Below are 23,482 nucleotides of genomic sequence, written 5' to 3'. Positions count from 1 at the left end.
TCAAATAAAGAGCTGAATGTTGCTGAAGGGGGCATCAAAATTAATCAGATCAATGCGTTTGAGCCTGATTTTCAGTGCGCCGTCTATTTCAACCAGTTCATGACCGATCCAGCCCGAATACCGGTCCAGAAGATCACCCCGTGTTTCGGTATACAGAAACGAGGTGCGCACCTTGTACACACCGTCATCTTCCCCCATCGAGATAACCCTGGGACGTTCGAGAAGATGATGACAACGGCTTTTGGGCTTCTGACTGAATGTCCGCTCGCCGGCCAGACGTTCCACGCGAACAGTTAACAACAAACGGTCTTCATACATGAGTGAGGGTTGAAGGATTGGATCTTCCTGCTGCCATTCCAGCGGCATCCAGTAGCGGCCATCCTCCGCAAACAGGGCCAGCCAGGTTTCCCATTCCATCTGGTCAAGTGTGTGGGCCTCGTCATAGACAAAATCCACAAGATCTTCGCGCTTCATCCTGCCGTCCCCGCTTTTGTATCCATGTTTTGAATCATGAATTTCTTCCAGGCATAAAACTGGTTACGCATCTGGCGTTCCGACGTCCCGTTGACGATATCGGTGGCTTCTTCAGGTTCATTCTCATCCCATAAGCGATGCAGATTGACCCATTTGTTGCCATCCGATTGCAGGCCTTCCTGCGCGCGCTCATACATCTCAAGATCGTCATGTCCGACGATTGACGTCGGGGCGTTAATGAACCGGTTGTACATCAACCCGCGCTCATAGAGCTTGTCCGGCGCGCCCTTGAGCTTGAATACCCAGCTTTCAACCAGGGTTTTATTCACGCCCAGCGGAATAAAATGGCGCAAAATTGCCACCGGCCCCTTGACCATGATGTTTGGAAAATAAATCGTATTGTGGCGGACATCGCCCAGGATCTCGTGGGCGCGTTTTTCCCCGTAGGCTTCGACCATCATTTGCAGATAGCCATCTACATCCTCGTAATCCTGATGGATGGAACCCGAAACACCGGAATGACCATGCCCATTGGGCCAGACACGGATGCCCGCCCCTTCGTAGAATTCATACGGGCTCATGAACGGTGCATACAGCTGAACCGCCATCGGCGGGTCCATATCGGGATTTGCCGCCTTTGCGCGCTCCCACACATTCACCGCAGTCCCTGCCGAGCTTTCATGCGCAACCATCGGGTGGCAGGTATCGGTCTGATTATCGACCAGCATCTTCCAGTTGCAACTGTGCATATACCGGATAGGCTGGCTGATAATCTCCAACTCCCCTTGCGGGGACCGATCCGCCATGTTGTCGATTGTGGAAAGAGAGTCGCCAAAATAATCTTCAAAGCTGAGGCCTTCATCCGCAAGGCGCACAAAAATCAGCCCCCGATATATTCTGACATTCCTGATCCTTGGCAGTCCCTTTGAGGCCTGGTCCGCATCAAAGCCGGTCCCTTCATAGCCTTTTTTCAAGGGGATGGCCAAAAGCGACCCATCGGTTTTGAAAGACCACGCATGATAGGGACAGCGAAAAAATTTGCCGGTATTTCCGCACGGTTCGGATGATATTTTAACGCCTTTATGCGGGCAGCGATTATGCAATACGTAAATCTGACCATCGCGATGACGCGAAGCGAGGATCGGCTGATTTCCGATTTTCGAGGTTATGAAATCGCCGGTATTTTTCAACTGGCTTTCATGACCGATATAAACCCATGAATTTGGAAATAGCTGCTCCATTTCCAATTCAAAGATTTCCGGGTCCACATAAACATCCCGATGTACGGCATAGCCCTTGATCAAATCGGCAATGGCCTGGGGATTCCCGCGATAACGATCCATGACGTCCTCCTCTATAATCAGATTTCAATGACCAGTTTTGCGGTTTTGGAACGCGAAACGCAGATCTGCATGACGTTGTTTTCGGCCTTTTCGGCATCGGTCAGGATCACATCCCGATGATCGGGAATTCCTTCGATCACGGTGCATTGGCAAATGCCGCAATCCCCACGCTGACAATCGTAAAGGGGGTCCAGGCCGGCCTCTTCGAGGGCTTCAATAATTGTCATGTCCGCAGGAACGTGAACAATCTGGCCGGTACTGTGGATTTCCACATCAAATGCGGTGTTCTCCGACGCGGCCACATCGGCAGAGAACAGTTCGTAATGAACCCGTTCGCCCGGCCAGCCCAATTCCGATGCGGTCGCCCGGACGGCCTCAATCATGCCCGCAGGCCCACAGAAATAAACATGTGCCTCGTCCGGGGCATCCCTGAGGATTTTGCCCACATTCATCGCACTGGGCTGATCGTCATAATGCAGGCTTAACCGAGAGCCACAGATTTCCTGCATTTCAGGGACAAAAGCGAGCATCCCTTCGGCACGCCCTGCATAATGAACCTCGAATTCGCGGCCGGAGCGGACAAGTTCGGCTGCCATTGACAGGATGGGCGTAATGCCAATCCCCCCCGCGATCAAAACAGATGGCCCGGCATGATTGCCCAGTTCAAAATGATTGGCCGGGTGGGAAAGTTGCACTTTGTCACCGGGTTTAAGAGCGTGCATGAATTTTGATCCGCCCTTGCTTTCCTTTTCACGCAACACCCCAAGGGCGATATGCCCGGCTGGAAGGCCCGGAAGCCGCAAAAGCGAATAAGCACGACTGCTGCCATCTGTCAGAGTCACCCGTATATGTGCACCCGCCGACCACGCTATCGGAACCGGTGCCGTGGGCTTCATCACGATCCGCTTGATATCCCGGGTTTCACTGGAGGTGGTCACAACCTCGTATCCGATGGACGGCATTCTGATCTCTCGAGTTTATTATATGCGAATACATAAGTTCATATATAAAATATCTGCTGTCAAGTGTTTCCAATTCAGCAAAGCCGGTTGACTCTCAATTTATTTTACATATGAATATATTCATTCACATGTTTTGTGAATCTGTTCCCCCGAAGAAAACAATCAAAATCGCCTGCTCCCGTCAGAGAGGAAAATCATGAATAAGTTCTCACTTCTTGTATCTGCTGCCCTGTTCACGCTGGCAGCCCAACCGGCCTTTGCGGAATACCCTGAACAACCCGTGGAATTTGTGGTGCCGTTCCCCCCCGGCGATCTTGAGGATATTCTGACCCGCATGATCGCGGATAAGTTCCAGGCAACCTATGGCGTGCCCGCTGCTGTCGTGAATAAACCTGGCGGTGGGGGTGGTCCCTTTCCGGGCGCAGTCGCCGTCGCCAATGCACCAGCTGACGGCTATACAATCGGTTCGTTTGTCCTCGATATCCCGCTTGTCGGGCCGACGATTGGCATTCCTGCCCTGGCTGACGATCCGTTTGAACCGCTGGGTATTTTTGTAACCTATCCCTTCATTCTGGCAACATCGGCTGATGCGCCCTACAAGAACATGGACGAGTTGGCAGCCTACGCACAGAACCACAAATTGGTCGTCGGCCATTTCGGTGCTGGTGCAACCCCCACCGAAATCACGCTGGCAACCCAATCGGCATTTGGTTTCAAATGGGGCGGCCAGGCGGCGTTTGACGCACTGGACTGCAACACCCTTGCGTCGGGTGACGCCGATGTCATCAATACGACCTTACAGCTTGTAAAACCCTGCCTTGATAAAATTACGCCTTTGGCCGCCGTCACCGAAAAACGTATCCCGTCATTGCCAGATGTGCCCACGCTTGGCGAGCTTAAACCCGCGCTGAAACTTGGCACCTGGACCGGTTTGTTTGTCCGGCGCGAAACGCCGCAGGAAGCGCGTGACAAGATCATTGCTGTTGCCGAAGAAGTCATGAAAAGTGATGCGGCAAAGAAATTATCCGAGCAAACCGGAGCCCTGATTTATTGGAAAAACCCTGAAGAATCCGCCGCTCAAATCACCAATGATCGCGCAATTCTCAAAAACATTGCCGACATGAACAACAACTGACTTTCCGAAGATAAATTGCGCAACACACACGCTCCCCTTTTGCTGTTTCTTGCGGCAGAAGGGGAAAATCTGTGGGCCATCTCATTTTATCTTGCTGGTAAAATCTTTAAGACAACACGCCCCGAGACCTGAAGTCAGCTCGCTAGAAAATAGCGTGATCACGGTGACGGTGACGCTGATACAAACAACCAAAACAACAAAATTTCTGGCGCACCAACCAGACATTCCGTTCGTCTATCCCAAATTAGCCATTCCCCTGATATATCCAGGCTCATTGCGCATATCCATGTCCCTGCAATGCAGCGACATTAAAGACAAATCGCTTTAAGGCGGACATCACTTGTCAGCCCCGTATCGACAGCAAAACATTTGGGCTTCAGGCCTGTCAGATAAAAGAAGCCAAAAAAGTGCCGCTGCCAAAGTAGAAACCCTGGCAACGGCATTGTATTTTTCTATCACATCATCCCGAAACAGCAACTCAGAACCCTTCGGGGGCAACGCCGGACTCCCCTGATGGATCTTCGCCATTTTGCTTTCTTAGCTGGCGCTGTTTATGCTCGAAGCGAAGTGCGCGGATATGCTGAAAAATCACAAAGAGAATGATCAGCATGAGAATGGCCGATATTGGACGATCAACAAAGTCAATGGGACTGCTGACACGGGCCATTGCACTGCGCAGTTTGACCTCCATAATCCCACCAAGAACAACACCCAGAATGATGGGCACAATCGGCAGGTTCAATCGCTTCAGAATCAGACCAAAAACGCCGAACCCTGCGGCAATTGCACAATCGACAGGGGAATTGCGCAAGGAATAAACTCCGACAAAACTGAGCGTCATAATCACGAAACCAAGATATCGGGTCGGAATCTGGGTGATGCGCAAAAGCATGTTTGTCGAAAACAGCAAGAAGACAATGACAATCAGATTCAGCAACAACATCGCAATATACAGGGCAATCACAAAATCCATTTTGCCCTGAAACAATTGCGGTCCCGGAATCACATTATGCACATAGAAAACCGAAAGCATCATGGCTGTCAGCGCCTCGCCGGGAATACCAAGTGCAAGCAGGGGAATCATTGCCGCAGGCGGAACCGCATTATTTGCAGCCTCGGATGCAACAAGCCCTTCAGGCGAACCTTTCCCAAAAGCCTCCGGTTTTTTCGAGGTTTTTTGCGCATATGTATAAGACAAGAACTGGGCGGTAAATTCCCCTACCCCGGGAATGCTGCCCATCATGACGCCAAAGCTGCTCGCAACAAATGCAACGCGCTTTAACCCAAGCAATTCGGCAAACCCGCCCAGCATATTGCTTTGAACACGCTCGGCATGTGGTGTGTGGTCTTTTTCAAGCATCAGGAAAAGCGCCTGGCTGATGGCGAAAAGCCCCAACACAAGAACAATCAAATCCACGCCACCTGTCAGCCAGGTTTGTCCAAAGGTAAAACGCTGGGTGTATTTTGCCGGCTCCAACCCAATCGTGTTGAGAAAAATACCGAAGAACGCCATCATCCCGGCAGCCATGATCTGCCCGCGATGCGCCAGAATCACGAGAATGATGCCTAATAGTGCGGCCAGAAATATCTCGCGACTGCCAAAATGAGGCGCAATCATTGCCAGAACAGGTGCCAGAATGATCAGGCACACAATGGCAAAGACACCCCCAAAGAAACTGGCGGAATACGCCAAAGACAAGGCCCTTTGCGCCTCGCCGCGTTTGGTCATCGGATAACCGTCATAGGTTGTCAGTGCATTGACAGGCGTACCAGGCGTATTTAACAAAATGGCCGGGATGGCACCGCCATACATCGAACTGCCGTAAATCCCCAACAACATGGTCAAGCCGACAATAGGCTCAAAACCAAATGTTGCGGGCAGAAGAATGGCGATGGCAACAGCCGCACCCACCCCCGGGATGGCCCCAATGATCACCCCGCCAATGGATCCAACCAGCAGGGCCGCAAGCACCTGCCAGTTCATCAATATGTGAAATCCTCCTAAAAAAGCATCAATCATCGGGTTCTCACAGGTTAATCATTGCAAAGGATCGGATCCAGTCGGGCAGATATTCATAAATCTGCCCGGCCGGGATTTTGACTTCCAGACCGGCCCGAAAGATCAAAACAACTGCAACCGCAAATAACGCAGATATTCCAAAGACCTGAAACCGGCGATACCCAAGGCGAAAGGTCAGGAACAACACAAACAGCAGCGTCGATAGAAGATAGCCAATGATCGGCACGACATTGACGTAAACCAGAAAATACGCAACGTATTCCAAAGATCGCACCCATAACGTGAATTCTTTCAAACGTCCGTAGATCCTGGGAGACGACAGGGAACCGATCAGGTGCAATACGGCAAACACGCTCATTCCAATCAGGGATAGCGTTGGCCAGAAGGCAGGCTCCGCGACCAGGGCGGTGTTTTTCACCCATTTCACCTGATCATCCAGATTTGCCAGAAGAAAAACGCAAAACAGCAGAAACATACAGGCAAATACAAGGTCTCCCGGTCGCCGGTCTCTTCTGAACAATTCCTGGAATGTTTTTAACCGTGCATTAAGTTTGTCCATTTTGCCTCACATCATGTTGGGGAGGTACAGAACGATTCCGGAGAACCAAAGCAAAAGGATCAGCCGCAGGATATCTGCAATCCAGAAGGGTGTTACGCCTTTGAAAATTGTTGCCGTAGAGACATCATGGACAACGCCTTTGAGGACGAACACGTTCAAACCGACCGGCGGGGTAATCAGGCTGATTTCGGTAACAACAACGACGATAATGCCAAACCAGACCGGGTCGAAACCAAGCGACGTGACCAATGGGAAGAAGATGGGAACGGTCAAAAGCAGCATCGACAGGCTTTCAAAAACACATCCCAGGACGATGTAAATCAAGATGATCACAATCATCACGATGGGAGGTGTCACACCGATATCCAGAACAAATGTGCGCAATGCCTCGGGTAAACCGGCCAGATTGACAAAATTCGAGAACATCCATGCACCGATCAGCACGGCAAACAGCCCGGCCGACGTCACCGCTGTTTCGGTGAGTGTCTCCGTGATGGAACGCAGATTCAGTTGCCGCCGGGCCAGCGCAATCAAAAATGCACCCGCGGCCCCCATGCCGGCGGCTTCGGTCGGCGAAAAGGTCAGGTTTAAGGGGTAAAAATCGAACGCCCCGTAAAGCCCGCCAATGACAAGAACAAAAAGCGCCAGAACCAGCCAGATATCGCGCACGGCCTGCAAACGTTCCCGCCATGTACTCCGTTCGCCTGCCGGCCCGGCATCCGGATCACGGCGCACAACATACTGCACCGCGATCAGATAAAAAATCACCCCCAGAACACCAGGAATAATGCCCGCAACAAACAGTTTGCCAATGCTGGTTTCCGTCATCAGGCCATAAATCACCAGAATGACACTGGGCGGAATAAGAATGCCCAAAGTGCCACCAGCCGCAATGGAGGCGGTAGACAGCCGGTCAGCATATCCCAGTCGCCGCATCTCCGGCATGGCCACTTTCGACATGGTTGCCGCCGTTGCCAATGACGAACCACAAATGGCGGAAAACCCGGCGCAGGCAGCAATGGTGGTCATTGCCAAACCACCGCGCATATGCCCCAAAAAGACATAAGCCGCACGGTAAAGCTCGCGGGAAAGGCCACCTTTATTCACAAACAGGCCCATCAGGATGAACAAAGGCACCACCGACAGTCCATAATCTTGGGCGGTGTCAATAATCAGCCTGCCGGTCAATGACAGCGAAGCATTGATGCTGGTCAGGTAAGCTGTGCCGAAAAAACCGACCAGTCCCATAGAAAAGGCAATCGGAATACGCAGAAAGGCCAAAGCCAAAACGGCAAGGAACCCCAAGATCGAAATCAGCATGATAATTCCTCTCCCGGGTACCTGCCTTTTTGGAACCGCAACAGGATGCGCAGCACGTAAACAAAACAGCAGACGACAAGCGCAAAAGACACGAAATAGATGAGATAATATTGCGGCCAGCCAAGGATTTCCGTGACCTCGTTATAGCCCTTGCTGCGTGTTCCCAATGTCCAGATACGAACAGCCGGAAAGGCCAAGGCAACAAGGCAGATCACATCGACAAGCGTATCCCGAATATAGGCTGCACGGCGTCCAAAACACCCATCCATGAGGTCGACAACGATGTGGCCATCTTTCAATATTGTCATGGGAAGGGCCGCGAACACGATGACCGCCATCAGCATTTCTGTTACCTCGGCCGAAAAACCGAGAGGCGCAGAAAATACACTTCGCGAAATGACATCGACGAACGTCAAGACCATCAGGAACATGAGGGCCAGGCCTGCAATACGTGCAGGCCCCAGTGCAAGCCGGTCTGACAGCACCGTCAGCATGGATTTTTCAGACTTCGCGACCATGACTTATTGTCCCGCTTTCAGGGTTTCAAATTCGTCACGGAAATAGTCGTAGGCTGCCCTGCCATCGATGCCGGTATCAGAAATATCGCTGATAACCTGGTTGATAATTTTCTCGGCTTTTTTGTGCCAAACAGCCTGGTCCGCTTCCGACGCCATAGTGAGCGTATTGTCGCCCGCATTTCTCAGGGCGGCCAACCCCGCCGCATCAAAATCATCCCAGAAAGCACCGCTAATGCGCGAAAGCTCCTCGCCGAACAATTTATTCAGCGCGGCCTGATCCTGTTCACTGAGGCGATCAAAGGCATCCTGGTTCATGACCGTTGCCATCGACGTGCGATAAAAACCGGACGGCATATCAAAGCTATGCGGTGCTACTTCTGTGAGACGGAAGCCCAGTTTTGATTCCATTGGCATCATGACCCCATCGGCAGCGTGCGATGCCAGGGTTTCGTATACACGGGGGGCCGGAACATTAATAGCGGACGCACCAAGGGCATCACCGACCATACCGGCAACACCACCGCCAATGCGCAGTTTCATGCCAGCAATCTGGTCAAGACGTTCCACCTTGGTCGCGGAATGCAACAACCCGGAGCCATGCGCATAAACGGCCAGAACCTTAAGACCGCGATGTTCATTGGCCTGGCGGAAAAATTTGTCGAAGGTTCGCCAATAAGCAACGGCAAAGTCCGCCGAGCTGCCCCCAAAGCCGGGAAGTTCCGCCATTGAGGCAGAAGGAAACCGGCCGGGCGTATAATTGTGGGTAATCCAGGTAATATCCGCTATTCCGTCCGCGATAATATCGGCCTGGGCGGCTGGCGGTGCCAAATTGTATTTCATTTCAGCAGTAACCCGCCCGTCAGTCGCTTCCTCTATGCGCCGGATAAAATCCGGAAACATCTGGGAATTAACCCCATGCGTTGGCGGTGCCCAGGTGGAAATGGTCAGCGTAACGTCCTGAGCCTTGGCTGGCAGCGAAATCAATGTGGTAATTGAAATTGCGGCTACCGTTTTAAAAAACCTTGCATACATCAGAAACACTCCCTGTTCGTTGGTTGCTTATAGTTCAATGCAACTTTCATGATGAGGCCGATGGAAATCTTGGTGTCGCGGGGCGCCCGGAACGCAATATTCCCCTGAAAGGCAGGCGTTCTTCGGGATAAGGTGAGACAGGATGGCGCGTGAGGTTTGAATACTCCCGTTGCTTTGGGAGTATTCGGGCGCTGTGTCACGCAGCGCCCAAATCGTCGTCAGGCGTATTTGCCTGACAAAAGAGTACCGCAACCAGGAACCCGAGCTTCAAGCCCCAGTTCTTTTAACATCTGGTGCGTTGTGGCAACTGCCGCAGACAGCACGGGAATGCCACATTCGTCTTCAACCTTTTGAATGGCCGCAAGCGACGGCATCTGAACACAGGCAGACAAAACAAGTGCATCAATATTCTTCAGATTGACCTGCTTGTAAATTGTGGTCAGATTCAAAGGGTCCTGTGCCGCGACTTCAAGGTTATCGGGAATTTCCAGCGCGATACTATCCGAAACTTCGATACCTTCAGCCTCGATATATTCTGCCACCAGATTGGTCAGCGGACGCATATATGGCGTCACAATGGAAATCCGTTTGGCCCCCATCAGATGCAGGCCATCCACCAATGCCCCGGCAGAACTGACAACCGGCGCAGCATGGCCGTTCTCGACTGTCACCTGATGAAGACGCTTCTGGCTTTCACGATGATACCCCTTGCCCATCGACATAATTGCGACAAGACAGGCATAGCCCATGACATCCACCGATGCGTCGGAAAGCTCAAGGGCACAGCGGTCGCTGTCGCGATCCATTGCGGCAAGTTCTTCCTTTGTCACCTTCTTCATGCGCATGCGTGAAGAATGGAAGGAAAACCTCTCGGGCAGGACCGTTTCGCGTGCACGCAGCATGGCCGGGATTTCCCGTTCCATCGTCAGGTTTGACGATGGAACGATCTGACCGATCTTGATGGTCTTGTGCATATTGTTCTGGATTCCGGTCATGTCACTGCCCGATTTTAACGACCGGGTTGCGCAAAATGCCGATACCCTCGACACCACATTCAATCACATCGCCAGGCCACATCCATTCCTGCGGATCACGACCGGCACCGACACCCGCAGGGGTGCCTGTGGCGATGATGTCGCCGGGTTCCAATGTAATGCCCGACGAAATATCGGCGATAAGTGTTGGAATATCGAACAACAGATGTTTGGTGTTTGATCGTTGTTTTTCCTCGCCATTTTTTGTCAGCCACAGCACAAGATTGTGTGGATCGGCAATTTCATCCGCCGTAACAATCGCCGGACCAAAGGGACAATAACTGTCCTGGCCTTTGGAAAATATCCATTGACCAGCACGACGATTATCACGCGCAGATACGTCATTGATAACGGAATACCCAAAGACGTGGCTCATCGCGTCTTCTTTGTTGATCCGCGTGGCACGTTTCCCAATAATCACGGCAAGTTCAACTTCCCAGTCCAATTGCTGGGTCATTGCCGCATTATGCTGGATTGGTTCGCCATTGGCGATAACAGCCGTTGGCGGCTTGGAGAACACAACCGGTTTTTGCGGCAAATCCTTCGATGTATCGAGAGATTTTGCAGATTCAGCCACATGCTCCACATAGTTTAGTCCAATGCCAAAGATATTCTTGCGCGGGCGCGGAATGGGTGCCAACAGGCGCGCATTCTCTTCATGGATGGCAATGCCCGCAGGGCGTGCCTCGGCCGTTTCCCTAACCGCACGCCGGATTGCAGCCTGCGCATCAGGGCCAAGATCAATCAGTTCAAGCATGGATGACGGCAACACCGCGCCCACTGCATGACCCAATTTTTCCACATCAATAATCATGTTGTCCTGGACAACACCAAGACGGCCTTCTCCAGCCGCTGAATCACGGTAGGTAACCAGTTTCATGTTTTCTTTCCTGTTCGCTTTTATTCGGCGACGATTTGGTGACCGTTATTATCTTTAAGGGCCTGCTCCGCCCAGAAACCGAGCTTTTCCATCGTTGGAAAATCGTTGAACGAAAACAGGCAAGTGTCTTCCCGTTCCTGCTTGTTGCAGTGTTCGTGGAAGGTCCAGGCGGGCACACAAAAGATGTCGTTTTTCTTCCAGTCAAACCGCTTGCCGCCAATGATCGAATAACCTTCGCCTTTGGCGACATGGTAAATAACGTTCCCGGTGTGGCGATGCGCTTTGGTATGTTCGCTCGGACGCAACATCTGAATATGCGCGCCCATCGTCAGCATGGGATTGTCACCCGATTGCGGGTTTACATAACGCATCATCACACCGTCATAGGGGGAGCCATCCGTGACCTTGGCGTAATTCTGAAGCGCCTCGTAAGTTGGTTCCCACGCAAACCGCATAAGAGGGGAATAGGGCTTGTCCCATTTATCCATTTCCGGGCGCAAACCCGCGCCACCCCAACTCAGCGGGCGGTCATTGAGCGGAATATTGGTTGTTTGATAGTCATTGGGATGAACTTCGTAAAAATTCGCCTCAAGACAATTGGTCAAGGGAATGTCCAAACCATCCTGCCACATTGATGTTTCGCCATCTTCGGCAACACCATGTTCGTGCCAGGTGCCATTGGGCGTGATCACAAAATCGTTGCCGCCCAATTCCATCTTGTGACCATCGACAATCGTGTAGGCCCCCTTGCCTTCCATGATGAAACGCAGGGCAGAAGCAGCATGGCGGTGAGCACCAGCTTTTTCACCCGGCTTCATCACCTGAATGCCCGAGAACAGCCAGCCACAGGCCGCACTGACATCCTGGCGTTTGGGATTGCGCAAATACACCACCCGGCGTCCTGCATCTTCCGGACGTACCAGATCAATTGATCGCAGTACCTGTTCGCGCAAATCCGAATGACGCCACAAAACAGGGGCTGATTTTGGTGTGGGCTCCCAGGGTTCAATGGCATTTGCAACGGTCCAAAGAGCCCCGGTCTCAAATTTTGCCAGATCGTCGTAATAGGCTTGTAACTCGGCATTATCGCGCACACGCGCCCTGCCTAGAATGTCGTCCTTGGATTTAATCTCAGTCTGTACCATGAGGTAACTCCTGTGACTCAGGTGATTTCAGGATCTATTGGATGCTCAACCTGTTCGCCTTCTGGTATGGACGAAGTCCCCAATCCTGACAGACTGACAGGCGGCAGTGGCTGCTGGTTCACATGGAGACTGAAAACATCGAACCGGTTGTAGTGTCCGGTAATGTCGTGCATTTGTTTGGGCTGGATACAGCGCCCCAGGTCGATCTCGGCATAAACAATGCCTTCGTCGTCAATCAGCCCGTCTGTCACAGGTCGCCCGTCAGGACCAATAATGCCAGAATAGGCGCTTGATTTACGCTCCAGCAGGGCGCGTGCATCCGGCCGGATTTCTTCCATCGCCTGAATGATCTCCTCCGAAATCGTAGACGTCGCGATAACGGTGAAAACCTTGCCTTCAAAACTGTGTGTCTGACCACGCAGTTTGATGGCTTCGGCCATGTCATATTCCGGCGGCGCAACCGGCAAGGAAATATAACTGGCGGCATGTACAAGCTCGCCCTGGGCCAACAGGGTAAACCGGGCCAGCGGATTGGTATTTTCACCGCAGGCAAGGCCTCCCAACGGGCCAATTTCCGTGTCATAAACCTTCAGACTTGATCCATCGCCGCCGGTCCAGGTCAGCTTTTCGGCCCAGGTTGGTACAAGCTTGCGGTGCTTGCCGATAATTTCTCCATCAGGGCCAATAAAAAGCAACGTGTTGTATAGTGCCCCCAAAGAAACCGGGCTGCGTTCGTTCAGGCCCATGATCACAAGACAATCATTGGCCCTGGCTGCGGCCCGAATCTTGGCGATCTCGGGCCCATCGGCGAACACCGAATTCCGCACCAGCCTGTCAAACCAGGCACTGCCTGTTACCGGGTCGGTAATCCAGCTCCAATAGGGATAGCCGGGAATAAAAACCTCGGGGAAGACCACAAGCCGGGCGCCCTTGCCTGCCGCCTCGCCGATCAGATCAACAGCCTTGTCCGCAGTTTTCTCTGCATCAAGAAAAACCGGGCTGGCCTGAACCGCCGCTGCGGTAAATTTGGGAAATTCCTTACCGGGCAGCATGATTATTTCACCTCTTCATATTTCCGAAAGGCCTTGGTCAAACCATCAATGATCTTGTCGATACCATCGACATCAATGGTCAAAGGCGGCGACATGATGATGTTTGAGCCCGCAGGGCGCACAATCACGCCTTCTTCGCGTGCAAATGCGGCAATCATTTCCCCCTGGCCCTTGCCAGGATCGATCGGCTCGCGGGTGCCCTTGTCGGCAACCATATCGACACCAACCATCAGGCCCTTGCCCCGGACCTCCCCAACCAGGGATGACCAGTTTGGCAGGTCTTCCAGGCCCTGCATCAGCCTGCCCCCCATTGCGGCGGCATTGGCGGGCAAGTCTTCCTTCTCGACGATATCTAGGGCCGCAATCGCAGCCGCACAGCCAAGGGCATGCCCCGTTGCGGTATAGCCGTGCATAATGAAGCCCATAGGATCAACACCCTTGGTCCAGGCATTCATGACGCGCTCGTTTAACACCGTTGCACCAAGCGGGATGTAGCCAGACGTGATCCCCTTTGCGAGACACATGATATCGGGTTTCACACCCCAGCCCCGCGCGCCAAACATCGAACCCGACCGCCCGAACCCAGTCACAACCTCGTCCGAGATGAGAAGGATTTCATGCTTGTCCAGAAGCGCGCGCAAACGGGGCCAGAAGCCCGCGGGAGGAACGATAACGCCTCCGGCCCCTTGCACCGGCTCTGCAATGAAAGCGGCAATGGTATGGGCACCATTATGCGCAATCAGCCGGTCGATCTGCGTGATGATGGCATCCGTAAGCTCTTCTGGATCTTCGGAATAGGGATTGCGATAGGTCCAGGGACTGTCAACCTGGTAACAGCCGGGCATCAACGGCCCGTAGGCATGACGGTAATAACTTGAACCATTGACCGACGTTCCGCCAAACTGGATGCCATGATAGCCGTGCTTGAGCGAGATGAACCCTGTGCGGTCAGGATGACCTTCCAGCTTCCAGTATTGACGGCTAAGCTTGAGCGCGGTTTCCACCGCATCCGACCCATTGGCGGAAAACAGGACCTTGGCCATGTTTTCTTGCGCCGACATCTCGATCACTTTGGCCGACAGTTTAATGGAGGGCGCTGTCGTGGTACCGGCAAAATTTGAATAATAGCAGATTTCGTCCATCTGCTCGATAATGGCCGCCTTTACCTCGGGGCGGTTATGACCAACATTGACGTTCCACAATCCGCCAATGCCATCGACATAGGTTTTTCCATCAATATCCGTGACATGATACCCCTGCCCCTTGACGATGATTTGCGGCGGATGCTCCGACGAAATCAAGGGGTGGATCATGGGATGCAACTGATGGCGCGCGTTGTTTTCACGCAGGAAATTGTCATCTCTATTCGACATGATTTTTGCAGCCTTTCTTAACCCAGGGCAATGCAGACGGATTTTGTTTCAAGGTAATTGTCCAACGCCGCGCGGCCGTGCTCGCGTCCGATACCTGATTGTTTGTAGCCACCGAACGGCATGTTCTGATCAGGCAGGTTATGGGCGTTGACCCACACGGTTCCCGCTTCAATCTGGGGAACGTATTTGTGCATGGTGTTCAGGTTGGTGGTCCAAAGTGACGCGCCAAGCCCAAAGCGGGTATCATTGGCCATAACGATGGCGTCATCAGGATCATCAAAGGGCGTGATCGTCACAACAGGGCCGAAAACTTCGTCCTGCATGATCGACATTTTCTGGTCGACAGCGGTGAAAATTTCGGGTCTTACAAAAAAGCCCGGGCCGTCATAACTGCCAGAATTCAGTAACGGTTTGGCACCCTGTTCCAGTCCGCGTGCAATACAGGCATTCACATGGCCCTGATGCTTGGCAGAAACCATCGGGTTAATCTGGTTTGCCGGATCCAACCCGGACCCTATTGATAAAGAACGGGTCATGTCGGCCAGGAAATCACATACTTTGTCAAAAATGCCCTTCTGGGCATAAATGCGTGTTCCCGCACAGCAGGTCTGACCAGAGTTAAAGAAAACACCGATACCTGCCGCAACCCCCAACTGATCCATATCCATATCATCGAACATGATCATCGGGGCCTTGCCGCCCAGCTCCAGGGTAACGCGCTTCATATCCTGCATCGCCTGAACGCCAATAAGCTTGCCAACCTCTGTCGAGCCAGTGAAAGCCAGCTTCTGAACGCCTGGATGCGCCGTTAGCGCCGCACCGGCCTCTTCACCCGTGCCGGTAACGACATTAACCACCCCCGCAGGGAGCCCGGCCTCAAGGCACAGTTCGACAAGCCGCACCGTGGTCAGCGGCGTTTCCTCTGCGGGCTTGATAACCACCGTGCAACCGCATGCCAATGCCGGCGCAATTTTCCAGACCGCCATATTAAGGGGGAAATTCCAGGGCGTGATCGCCCCGACAACACCGACCGGTTCCTTGCGCGTATAAGCGTGATATTTTGTACCTGGCGGCACAGGAATTGAAACATCGATGGTCGAACCTTCGATCTTGGTCGCCCACCCTGCCATGTAACGCATATAGTCTGCCGACGCGCCGACCTCGATCATGCGCGACAACATCACTGACTTGCCGTTATTCAACGTTTCAAGCTGCGCCAGTTCTTCGCCATTGGCCTCGATCAAATCCGCCAGTTTCAGCATAACACGCTGGCGGTCTGCTGGCCGCATGCGAGACCATTCACCTTTTAATGCACCGCGCGCAGCCTTAACGGCCTTATCAATATCCTGTGCGTTACCCTTGGGGACTTCGGCAATTTTCTGCCCGGTTGCAGGGTTGAACACAGCAAGCGTTTCAGAGGTATCGCTTGCTACCTTCTGGTCACCAATAACCATCCTTACGGGCGACTCAAGAAAACCGGCCACACTCGGGAGAATCTCTTCGACCGCGCTGTCTGGTCTCGCTATCTGCATGATCTAACTTCCTTTTTCCCTGATGGACAGACCGCTTTTGATTGATTTTTAACCTGACCATTGACTTATTTTACATATAAATTTATTCATTACCATATATTTTTTGGAGGAATTTATGGCAGAGAGATCTTTCGCAAAAGAAGTCGAAGACCTGAAGCTGGGTGAGGGAGACCTGTTTCGTGGTGAGGGAATTCTCGCCATCACCAAGGCTTTGTTACAGTCAGGGGTCGCCTATGTCGGCGGCTATCAGGGGTCGCCAATTTCGCACCTTATGGATGTTCTGGCCGACGCAAATGACATTCTCGATGATTTGGGTGTTGTTTTCCAAAGCTCCGCCAGCGAGGCAACAGCAGGTGCCATGCTATCGGCGTCTGTCATGTATCCTTTGCGTGGAGCCGTCGCGTGGAAATCAACCGTGGGCACAAACATGGCGTCGGATGCCCTGTCCAACCTGTCTTCGGGCGGAGTTACCGGCGGTGCAATGGTCATTGTGGGCGAAGATTACGGCGAGGGATCGTCGATCATGCAGGAACGCACCCATGCCTTTGCCATGAAATCACAAATGTGGCTTTTGGACCCGCGCCCCGAACAATCCTGCATCGTCAATCTGATCGAAAAAGGATTCGAACTGTCCGAGGCATCAAATACACCTGTCATGCTTCAGGTCCGGGTGCGGTCCTGTCATATGACGGGTTCGTTCGTCTGCAAGGATAACAAACGCCCGGAATTCACCCTGCGCGACGCAATGAACGCCCCCAAACGCGATCTCGGCCGCATTGTTCTCCCCCCGGCCGCCTATGAACATGAAACGGAAAAAATTGAAAAACGCTGGCCTGCAGGCATCAAATTCATCCAGGAAAACAAACTGAACGAATTTTCTGGCCCCGATGGAAAAGACAAACAGGGAAAAACGGGCCTGATCGTTGTGGGGGGCATGTATAACAGCACCATTCGTGCCTTACAGCTTTTGGGCCTTAGCGATGCCTATGGCAACTCAAAGCTGCCGATTTATGTGATGAATGTCGCCTATCCCACAATACCGGACGAAGTGGATGCGTTCTGCCAGAACCTTGATTCCGTATTGATCATCGAAGAAGGCCAACCCGAATATATCGAACAGTCAATCAATACCGTCATTGCACGCAAAAAACGCCCCGTTTCCATACATGGCAAAGATTATCTGCCGATGGGCGGGGACTATACTGCCGCTGTTCTGACCAAAGGCATCACCCGTTTCCTTGAAGAACATGATCCCCAGCAGTTGGGCAACCGTGCGCCAGTACCCGATGCGGGCCCGATCCTCGCCAATCCAGTCGTGGAAAAACTAAAAGAAGTTATTCCGCCCCGGCCACCAGGCCTGTGTACCGGCTGCCCGGAACGACCAATCTTTGCCTCGATGAAACTGGTGTTTGAAGAAATGGGCGAACACCACGTCTCTGCGGATATTGGCTGTCATCTCTTTTCGATCCTGCCGCCATTCAATATTGGTGCGACAACAATGGGCTATGGGCTTGGTGCGGCATCGGCAGCAGCATTCAATATTCCAGGGGCCAAACGATCCATTGCCATCATGGGCGATGGCGGATTCTGGCACAATGGCCTTACCAGCGGCATTGGCAACGCCGTGTTTAACAAACATGACGGCGTTTTCATCATTGTTGAAAACTATTATTCAGCGGCAACCGGCGGTCAGGATATCCTGTCATCGCGGGCCTATAACAAACGGCGCAAAACCAACAATCCCATCTCCGATGCCCTAAAAGGGGTTGGCGCCACCTGGGTCCGCGAGATCGACCATACATATGACGTCAATAAAATGCGCGCCGTCCTGACCGAGGCACTGACAACCGATGCCGAAGGTCCCAAAATTATCGTCGCATCATCCGAATGTATGCTGAACAAACAGCGCCGGGTGAAACCGCAAGTGGCCAAGGCCATCAAGGGCGGTGAACGGGTTATCAAAGAAAAATTCGGCGTCGACGAAGATGTGTGTACAGGGGATCACGCCTGCATCCGCCTGTCAGGCTGCCCGTCACTTTCTGTCAAAGAACTGGATGATCCCTTGCGTGATGATCCGGTCGCCTCGATTGATTCAACCTGTGTGGCCTGCGGCAATTGCGGTGAAGTCGCCGACGCGGCGGTTTTGTGCCCGTCATTTTTCCGCGCCGAAGTAACGCATAACCCGACCGCCTGGGACAGGTTCCGCGACAGGATTTCCGCAACTGTCATCAAATACCTGCAAAATCGCCGCGAAAGTCGGACCGTCAGCTTTGAAGGATAAACGCACATGAAAGAAGCGACCGTAAAACTTGATCTTGCGGCGGCCGGCGCCGCAACGGAACGCCCGATCTCCATCGCCATTGTCGCAATGGGGGGGCAAGGCGGCGGCGTGCTGACCAACTGGATTGTCAGCCTGGCAGAAAGCCAAAACTGGGTGGCCCAGTCCACGTCCGTTCCAGGTGTGGCCCAAAGAACCGGTACAACAATTTATTATGTCGAAATGATGCCGGTCAGTGGCAGCGGACAAAAACCAATTCTGGCCCAGATGCCCACACCCGGGGATGTGGATGTTGTGATCGCATCCGAATATATGGAGGCAGGCCGGTCAATCCTGCGGGGGATCGTGACACCGGATCGGACAACGCTGATTGCGTCTTGCCACAGAATGTTATCGACCGTTGAGAAAATGGCCCCGGGCGAAGGCATCGCAGATAGCAAAGCCGTCCATGACGCCATCGGGGTTGTCGCACGACAGGAAATCATCTTTGACATGAACAATCTGGCCGTAAAGAACGGCTCGGTTATCTCCTCGGCGATGTTTGGCAGCCTTGCCGCTTCAGGGACACTACCGTTTGATCGTAACGCCTATTACGACGTGATCCGTAAAAGCGGCAAAGGGGTTGAAGCCAGCATTCGCACCTTTGATGCCGCCTTTGAACGCACGGAAAATGCTGAGCAGGCAACCAACGCAACCGAACTGCAAACTGAAAAGACCCCGACGCCTTTGCCAGAAGGCCTCAATGATACCCGCGCCAATACTCTGTTACACCGTATTCGCAGCGAACTTCCGGCCGAGGCACACCAAATGGCATTCCTGGGGGTGCAAAAAGTCGTTGATTTCCAGGATGTTGAATATGGCAACGAATATCTTGATCGTTTACATGAGTTAAACGTAAAGGATGCCGCCGCCAACGGCGCGGCAAGGGGCTTTGAATTCACGGTTACGGCGGCGAAATATCTGGCGAATGCGATGGTATATGACGATGTCATTCGTGTTGCCCGCCTGAAAACCCGAAGCACACGACGGGACCGCATCGCAGCGGAAGTTGGCCTGCAGGACGGACAGATTCTCAACTCGACAGAATTCATGCACCCTCGCATGGAGGAAGTGGTTTCCAGCCTGCCCGTCGGGTTGGCAAACTGGCTGATTGCACGCAAAGGACTTTATGCGTGGATGGATCGTCGCATCAATAAGGGACGCCGATTAAAAACCTATTCCCTGCGCGGATTTATACCCCTTCATGTGGTTGGCAGCCTCAAGGGAATGCGCCGAAGATCGCTTCGCCATCAGACGGAGACAGCTCACCGAACCGCGTGGCTGGCCGAGGCCACCAACGCCTTGCGCCACAACTATGAGTTGGGGGTCGCGATCCTGACTTTCCGTCGCCTGATCAAGGGTTATTCCGACACACATGTTCGCGGTCTATCCAAGTTCGACAAGGTCATGGCAACGACAAAATCCATCGCACACAGGGATGATGCCGCTGCTTGGGCGCGCCGTCTATTAACCTCGGCAATCAAAGATGCCTCCGGCGATGATCTGGACGGCACCATCAAAACCATTGAGTCTTTCATATGAACAAACAATCACAAAATTCCGTCGATGCGCGTCCTATTGCCTTGTCTCGCAATGACTTACCGTCAGGATTATGGTCTGGAAAAGTCACTTTCAGGCACGGACAATGCGACCCGGCAGGTATCGTTTACACACCGGAATTCTTTAATGTGTTTAACCAGGTTATTGAGGAGTGGTTCTGCAGCCGACTTGGCATCAACTATTATGAAATTATCGGGCCCCGCCGAACAGGGATCGGCTATGTCAACGCCGCAGCTACATTTTTCGCACCTTGCAAAATGGGCGACGAGGTCGAAATTTTTGTAATGGTCGACAAAGTCGGCAACAAGTCTTATCAACTCGTGCTACATGCGATGTTGGGTGACAATGAGGCCCTGCGTGGATATTTTACGACTGTGGCAACTTCGCTGGATACGCATCGCCCAATCCCAATTCCGAACGATATTCGAGAGGCGATGCTGGAATATTCTGCGGAACCCTAAATGACGAGGTAAACCGAGTATGCGGCCAGAGATTGAGGTCCTAGATCACGTTAACAAGCAAGAAAAAGAGCAGGTCCGTGTCTGGCTGAGTATCATGGGGATACATAGTTCAATCTTCGCCGAGCTTAATCGAAAACTGTCAGACCAGACCGGAATTAGTTTAACAAAATTTGATGCTATGGCACAGCTTGACCGATATCCTGACGGTATCAGCATGGGCGAGTTGTCTAGTGCATTGCGGGTCACAAACGGTAACGTTTCCGGCCTTGTCAGCAGACTGATCAAGGATGATCTGGTTTTCAGGGAGATGTCACTGGAAGATCGCCGATCCTTTCGTGTGAAATTAACGCCAACCGGGAAGGCCAAATTTGCACAGGCCCTGAAAGTTCATCAGGACGTGTTGTCAGACATGTTTTCCAAGGTTGCCCCCGAAGAACTCTCAAACACTGTAAAAACGTTACGAAACCTCTCCTCCAAGCTGGCATTGGAGGCTTGATATGATAAAGGAGCCCGCTGCCCACGAAATCAAATTTCCGTTCAAGTCTCGCGAAGAACTGGAAGCATATTTACCTTATCTTATCACCCGACTGGCATATCGCTGGGCAACGGATCAAAATGCTGCTTTGTGCAAAGACGGGCTTCAGGGGGCAAAAATGCGTATGCTTTCATGCCTTTCGGCGTTCGGAGAACTGACAATCAACGAATTGTCGATCCTTTCCGTGACGGAGCAATCCACAACAAGCCGAACAGTAGAACAATTGGTATCTTCGGGTCTGGCAGAACGAAATATCAGCCAGTCCGACCAGCGCGTTCGGACCGTCCGATTGACCAAGGACGGGACCAGCACACTTAAGCGACTGGCGCCAACAATCAATGATCTCAATCAGAATCTCCTGCGTGGCGTAGATGAGGAAGAACTACAAAACTGTGTAAAGGTATTGGGCAAAATGCTCAAAAACATCAAAAAGAACCAAATCTAGAATTGCGTGGAACAGAATGATGCCATCAGAAGGATTAAGCGGTTTGGACTGGCTATTCTCTTAATTTCGATTATCTAATGCAAATTTGAGAGCCGTCATGGATAATTCTTCCCGCCAAAAGCCTTCTGCATCAGAATGGATGGCCATTTTGATGACACCCGGGATGCGTGCACAACGCATATCGGCCGTTTTGTCTGTTTTGGCAGCATTGATTTGGCCTTTGCAGGCCGCACTTGTGGCCTGGGTGCTGGGGCAACTATTGGCAGGCGACATCCCTTCGCCGCTATTCGCCGTTTCTGGCTTTATCGCATTGGGGCTGTTACGCGCCGTTCTAACCTATTTTGCCGATGCACAGGCACAATTTGCTGCTGAAATCATTACGGAACATGCCCGCAGCAGCATTATCGCCACCGAGGCAACACGCATTCACGACAGCGCAACGGGCGGTGCCGGCAGTGTTGCGGCCCTGGCTGGCGAGAAACTTGATCTTTTAATCCCCTTTGTCACGCGCTATGCCCCGGCACGCGCCCGGGTCATGGTTGTTCCCCTGGTCATACTGGGTTTGACCTTCTGGTATTCCTGGGCAGCGGGCCTGGTGCTTCTGGTCTCCGGCCCTTTGATACCGGTCTTTATGGCGTTGGTCGGCATGGCCGCCAAAGAAGCCAGCGCCCGGCAAATGACCGAGATCGGAACACTGAATGACTTTCTTGTCGAACGGCTTTCAGCACTTGCCGATATTCGTTTGTTAGGCGCAGGCTCCACAGTTTTAAAGGGATTTGTCCAGCAGGCGGACGATCTTCGACGCCGTACAATGGCGGTCCTGGGTGTTGCATTTCTATCATCCACCGTCCTGGAACTTTTTGCAGCCATTGGTGTGGCGATGGTCGCGGTTTATGTCGGCTTTTCGCTTTTGGGTGTGCTGGATTTTGGCACATGGGTCGCCCCGCTTACACCGCAGGCAGGGATATTCCTGTTATTGCTGGCGCCGGATTTTTACCAGCCCCTGCGTGACCTTTCTGCCGCCTGGCATGACAAGGCCGCTGCCGCCGCCGTCATTGACGAAATCAGCACCTATCAGGCAAATACCGGTAGGGAATTGCCTGGGCGCGGCGGGCCTGCTGCACCTTTGCCCGGCCCGGCAAGTATTGTGTTATCTGGCTGTTTTACACTATCAGGCTATGCCTTGCCCGAAATTGCCATTGCGCCGGGCGAACGGGTCGCGCTTGTCGGCCCCAGCGGCAGTGGCAAGACCAGCGCCTTGCGGCTTATGGCGGGGCTTGAAATACCCGCACAAGGGACCGTTTTGGTGGCACAGCAGCCCCTAAGCCCTGATAACGCCGATGGCTGGCGCGCCCGGCTGGGCTGGATGCCACAGGCCCCGCATTTTCTGACAGGCAGTTTACGGCAAAACCTGACACTTGGCCGCAATGGCAACCTGGAGGCCGCGATTAAAACAGCGGCATTGGATGGTGTTTTAAAAACAATGCCAGGGGGCCTTGCAACACATTTGGGCGAAACCGGCGGCGGCCTTTCAGGTGGCGAAGCCCGACGGGTAATGTTGGCGCGGGCGGTTTTTGGGGACCCGGATGTTATCCTGGCCGATGAACCCACAGCCGACCTTGATGCCGATACCGCGCAAACGGTCATGCGCGGCCTTCTGGATCAGGTAAACCGAGGTGTAACACTGATTGTTGCCACGCATGACCCTGCCCTTGCCGCACGGATGGACCGCATCATTGAGCTTGGGGATTTGTCGTGAACGCACTTTGGAAAATTTTTCGGCTT

The 23,482-nt window shown here is 52.8% G+C and carries 21 protein-coding genes; 7 read left to right on the top strand and 14 right to left on the bottom strand.

Going from position 1 to position 23,482, the window contains the following annotated elements; translation table 11 throughout:
- The 3 genes from LF95_RS21690 to LF95_RS21680 are packed head-to-tail and all read right to left on the bottom strand — an operon-like array spanning position 1 to position 2,779.
- Positions 1 to 474 (bottom strand): aromatic-ring-hydroxylating dioxygenase subunit beta, encoded by a 474-nt coding sequence (locus tag LF95_RS21690; RefSeq protein ID WP_073957297.1) that lies wholly within the window; start codon positions 472 to 474, stop codon positions 1 to 3.
- Entirely contained in the window at positions 471 to 1,817 is a 1,347-nt protein-coding gene (locus LF95_RS21685; protein WP_073957296.1) for an aromatic ring-hydroxylating dioxygenase subunit alpha, read from the bottom strand. The genes LF95_RS21690 and LF95_RS21685 overlap by 4 nt, the downstream gene beginning before the upstream one ends.
- Positions 1,818 to 1,834: 17 nt before the next feature.
- Complete coding sequence (locus LF95_RS21680) at positions 1,835 to 2,779, bottom strand: PDR/VanB family oxidoreductase (protein ID WP_073957295.1); 945 nt, start codon at positions 2,777 to 2,779, stop codon at positions 1,835 to 1,837.
- A gap of 196 nt (positions 2,780 to 2,975) precedes the next feature.
- On the opposite strand from LF95_RS21680, the gene LF95_RS21675 reads away from it, so the two are divergent.
- Positions 2,976 to 3,914 (top strand): tripartite tricarboxylate transporter substrate binding protein, encoded by a 939-nt coding sequence (locus LF95_RS21675; RefSeq protein WP_073957294.1) that lies wholly within the window; start codon positions 2,976 to 2,978, stop codon positions 3,912 to 3,914.
- Between the two features lie 478 nt (positions 3,915 to 4,392).
- On the opposite strand, the gene LF95_RS21670 is transcribed toward LF95_RS21675, so the two are convergent.
- The 11 genes from LF95_RS21670 to LF95_RS21620 all read right to left on the bottom strand — a co-directional run bounded on the left by LF95_RS21670 (position 4,393) and on the right by LF95_RS21620 (position 16,379).
- Positions 4,393 to 5,898: a tripartite tricarboxylate transporter permease gene (locus tag LF95_RS21670; protein WP_143182143.1), complete on the bottom strand. Its 1,506-nt coding sequence runs from the start codon at positions 5,896 to 5,898 to the stop codon at positions 4,393 to 4,395.
- 43 nt (positions 5,899 to 5,941) lie between these two features.
- Positions 5,942 to 6,493, bottom strand: coding sequence for a tripartite tricarboxylate transporter TctB family protein (locus LF95_RS21665; protein WP_073957293.1), 552 nt, complete (start codon positions 6,491 to 6,493; stop codon positions 5,942 to 5,944).
- A 6-nt stretch (positions 6,494 to 6,499) separates the two neighbouring features.
- Positions 6,500 to 7,813 carry a TRAP transporter large permease gene (locus tag LF95_RS21660; RefSeq protein ID WP_073957292.1) on the bottom strand — a complete coding sequence of 438 codons (1,314 nt, stop codon included), beginning with the start codon at positions 7,811 to 7,813 and terminating at the stop codon, positions 6,500 to 6,502.
- Positions 7,807 to 8,331: a TRAP transporter small permease gene (locus tag LF95_RS21655; protein WP_083607890.1), complete on the bottom strand. Its 525-nt coding sequence runs from the start codon at positions 8,329 to 8,331 to the stop codon at positions 7,807 to 7,809. Before LF95_RS21655 ends, LF95_RS21660 begins: the two co-directional genes overlap by 7 nt.
- A 3-nt stretch (positions 8,332 to 8,334) precedes the next feature.
- Positions 8,335 to 9,363 carry a TRAP transporter substrate-binding protein gene (locus LF95_RS21650; RefSeq protein ID WP_073957291.1) on the bottom strand — a complete coding sequence of 343 codons (1,029 nt, stop codon included), beginning with the start codon at positions 9,361 to 9,363 and terminating at the stop codon, positions 8,335 to 8,337.
- A 218-nt stretch (positions 9,364 to 9,581) separates the two neighbouring features.
- A complete protein-coding gene (locus tag LF95_RS21645) occupies positions 9,582 to 10,358 on the bottom strand; it encodes a maleate cis-trans isomerase family protein (RefSeq protein WP_305790989.1) in 777 nt (258 codons plus the stop codon).
- 1 nt (position 10,359) lies between these two features.
- Positions 10,360 to 11,277: a fumarylacetoacetate hydrolase family protein gene (locus LF95_RS21640; RefSeq protein WP_073957290.1), complete on the bottom strand. Its 918-nt coding sequence runs from the start codon at positions 11,275 to 11,277 to the stop codon at positions 10,360 to 10,362.
- A 20-nt stretch (positions 11,278 to 11,297) separates the two neighbouring features.
- The gene (locus LF95_RS21635) at positions 11,298 to 12,422 is read right to left on the bottom strand and encodes a cupin domain-containing protein (protein WP_073957289.1); all 1,125 of its coding nucleotides are present in this window, start codon (positions 12,420 to 12,422) and stop codon (positions 11,298 to 11,300) included.
- Between the two features lie 17 nt (positions 12,423 to 12,439).
- Complete coding sequence (locus tag LF95_RS21630) at positions 12,440 to 13,474, bottom strand: carbon-nitrogen hydrolase family protein (protein ID WP_083607889.1); 1,035 nt, start codon at positions 13,472 to 13,474, stop codon at positions 12,440 to 12,442.
- Positions 13,475 to 13,476: 2 nt separating this feature from the next.
- Positions 13,477 to 14,847 (bottom strand): aminotransferase class III-fold pyridoxal phosphate-dependent enzyme, encoded by a 1,371-nt coding sequence (locus tag LF95_RS21625; protein WP_073957288.1) that lies wholly within the window; start codon positions 14,845 to 14,847, stop codon positions 13,477 to 13,479.
- Between the two features lie 17 nt (positions 14,848 to 14,864).
- On the bottom strand, positions 14,865 to 16,379 hold the full coding sequence (locus tag LF95_RS21620; protein ID WP_073957287.1) for an aldehyde dehydrogenase family protein: 1,515 nt from the start codon (positions 16,377 to 16,379) through the stop codon (positions 14,865 to 14,867).
- A 115-nt stretch (positions 16,380 to 16,494) separates the two neighbouring features.
- On the opposite strand from LF95_RS21620, the gene LF95_RS21615 reads away from it, so the two are divergent.
- The 6 genes from LF95_RS21615 (at position 16,495) to LF95_RS21590 (ending at position 23,456) form a co-directional block, all read left to right on the top strand.
- Complete coding sequence (locus tag LF95_RS21615; RefSeq protein ID WP_073957286.1) at positions 16,495 to 18,660, top strand: thiamine pyrophosphate-dependent enzyme; 2,166 nt, start codon at positions 16,495 to 16,497, stop codon at positions 18,658 to 18,660.
- Positions 18,661 to 18,666: 6 nt separating this feature from the next.
- On the top strand, positions 18,667 to 20,238 hold the full coding sequence (locus LF95_RS21610; protein ID WP_073957285.1) for an indolepyruvate oxidoreductase subunit beta family protein: 1,572 nt from the start codon (positions 18,667 to 18,669) through the stop codon (positions 20,236 to 20,238).
- A complete protein-coding gene (locus tag LF95_RS21605; protein ID WP_083607888.1) occupies positions 20,235 to 20,717 on the top strand; it encodes an acyl-CoA thioesterase in 483 nt (160 codons plus the stop codon). The genes LF95_RS21610 and LF95_RS21605 overlap by 4 nt, the downstream gene beginning before the upstream one ends.
- Before the next feature lie 19 nt (positions 20,718 to 20,736).
- A complete protein-coding gene (locus LF95_RS21600; protein ID WP_073957284.1) occupies positions 20,737 to 21,213 on the top strand; it encodes a MarR family winged helix-turn-helix transcriptional regulator in 477 nt (158 codons plus the stop codon).
- Between the two features lies 1 nt (position 21,214).
- Positions 21,215 to 21,697, top strand: coding sequence for a MarR family winged helix-turn-helix transcriptional regulator (locus LF95_RS21595; RefSeq protein ID WP_073957283.1), 483 nt, complete (start codon positions 21,215 to 21,217; stop codon positions 21,695 to 21,697).
- A gap of 163 nt (positions 21,698 to 21,860) precedes the next feature.
- The gene (locus LF95_RS21590) at positions 21,861 to 23,456 is read left to right on the top strand and encodes an ABC transporter ATP-binding protein/permease (RefSeq protein WP_215905733.1); all 1,596 of its coding nucleotides are present in this window, start codon (positions 21,861 to 21,863) and stop codon (positions 23,454 to 23,456) included.
- Positions 23,457 to 23,482 lie beyond the last annotated feature (26 nt).

It is taken from the genome of Thalassospira sp. TSL5-1 (assembly GCF_001907695.1).
Lineage (GTDB): Bacteria > Pseudomonadota > Alphaproteobacteria > Rhodospirillales > Thalassospiraceae > Thalassospira.
This window is presented reverse-complemented; position numbering and strand designations above follow the sequence as displayed.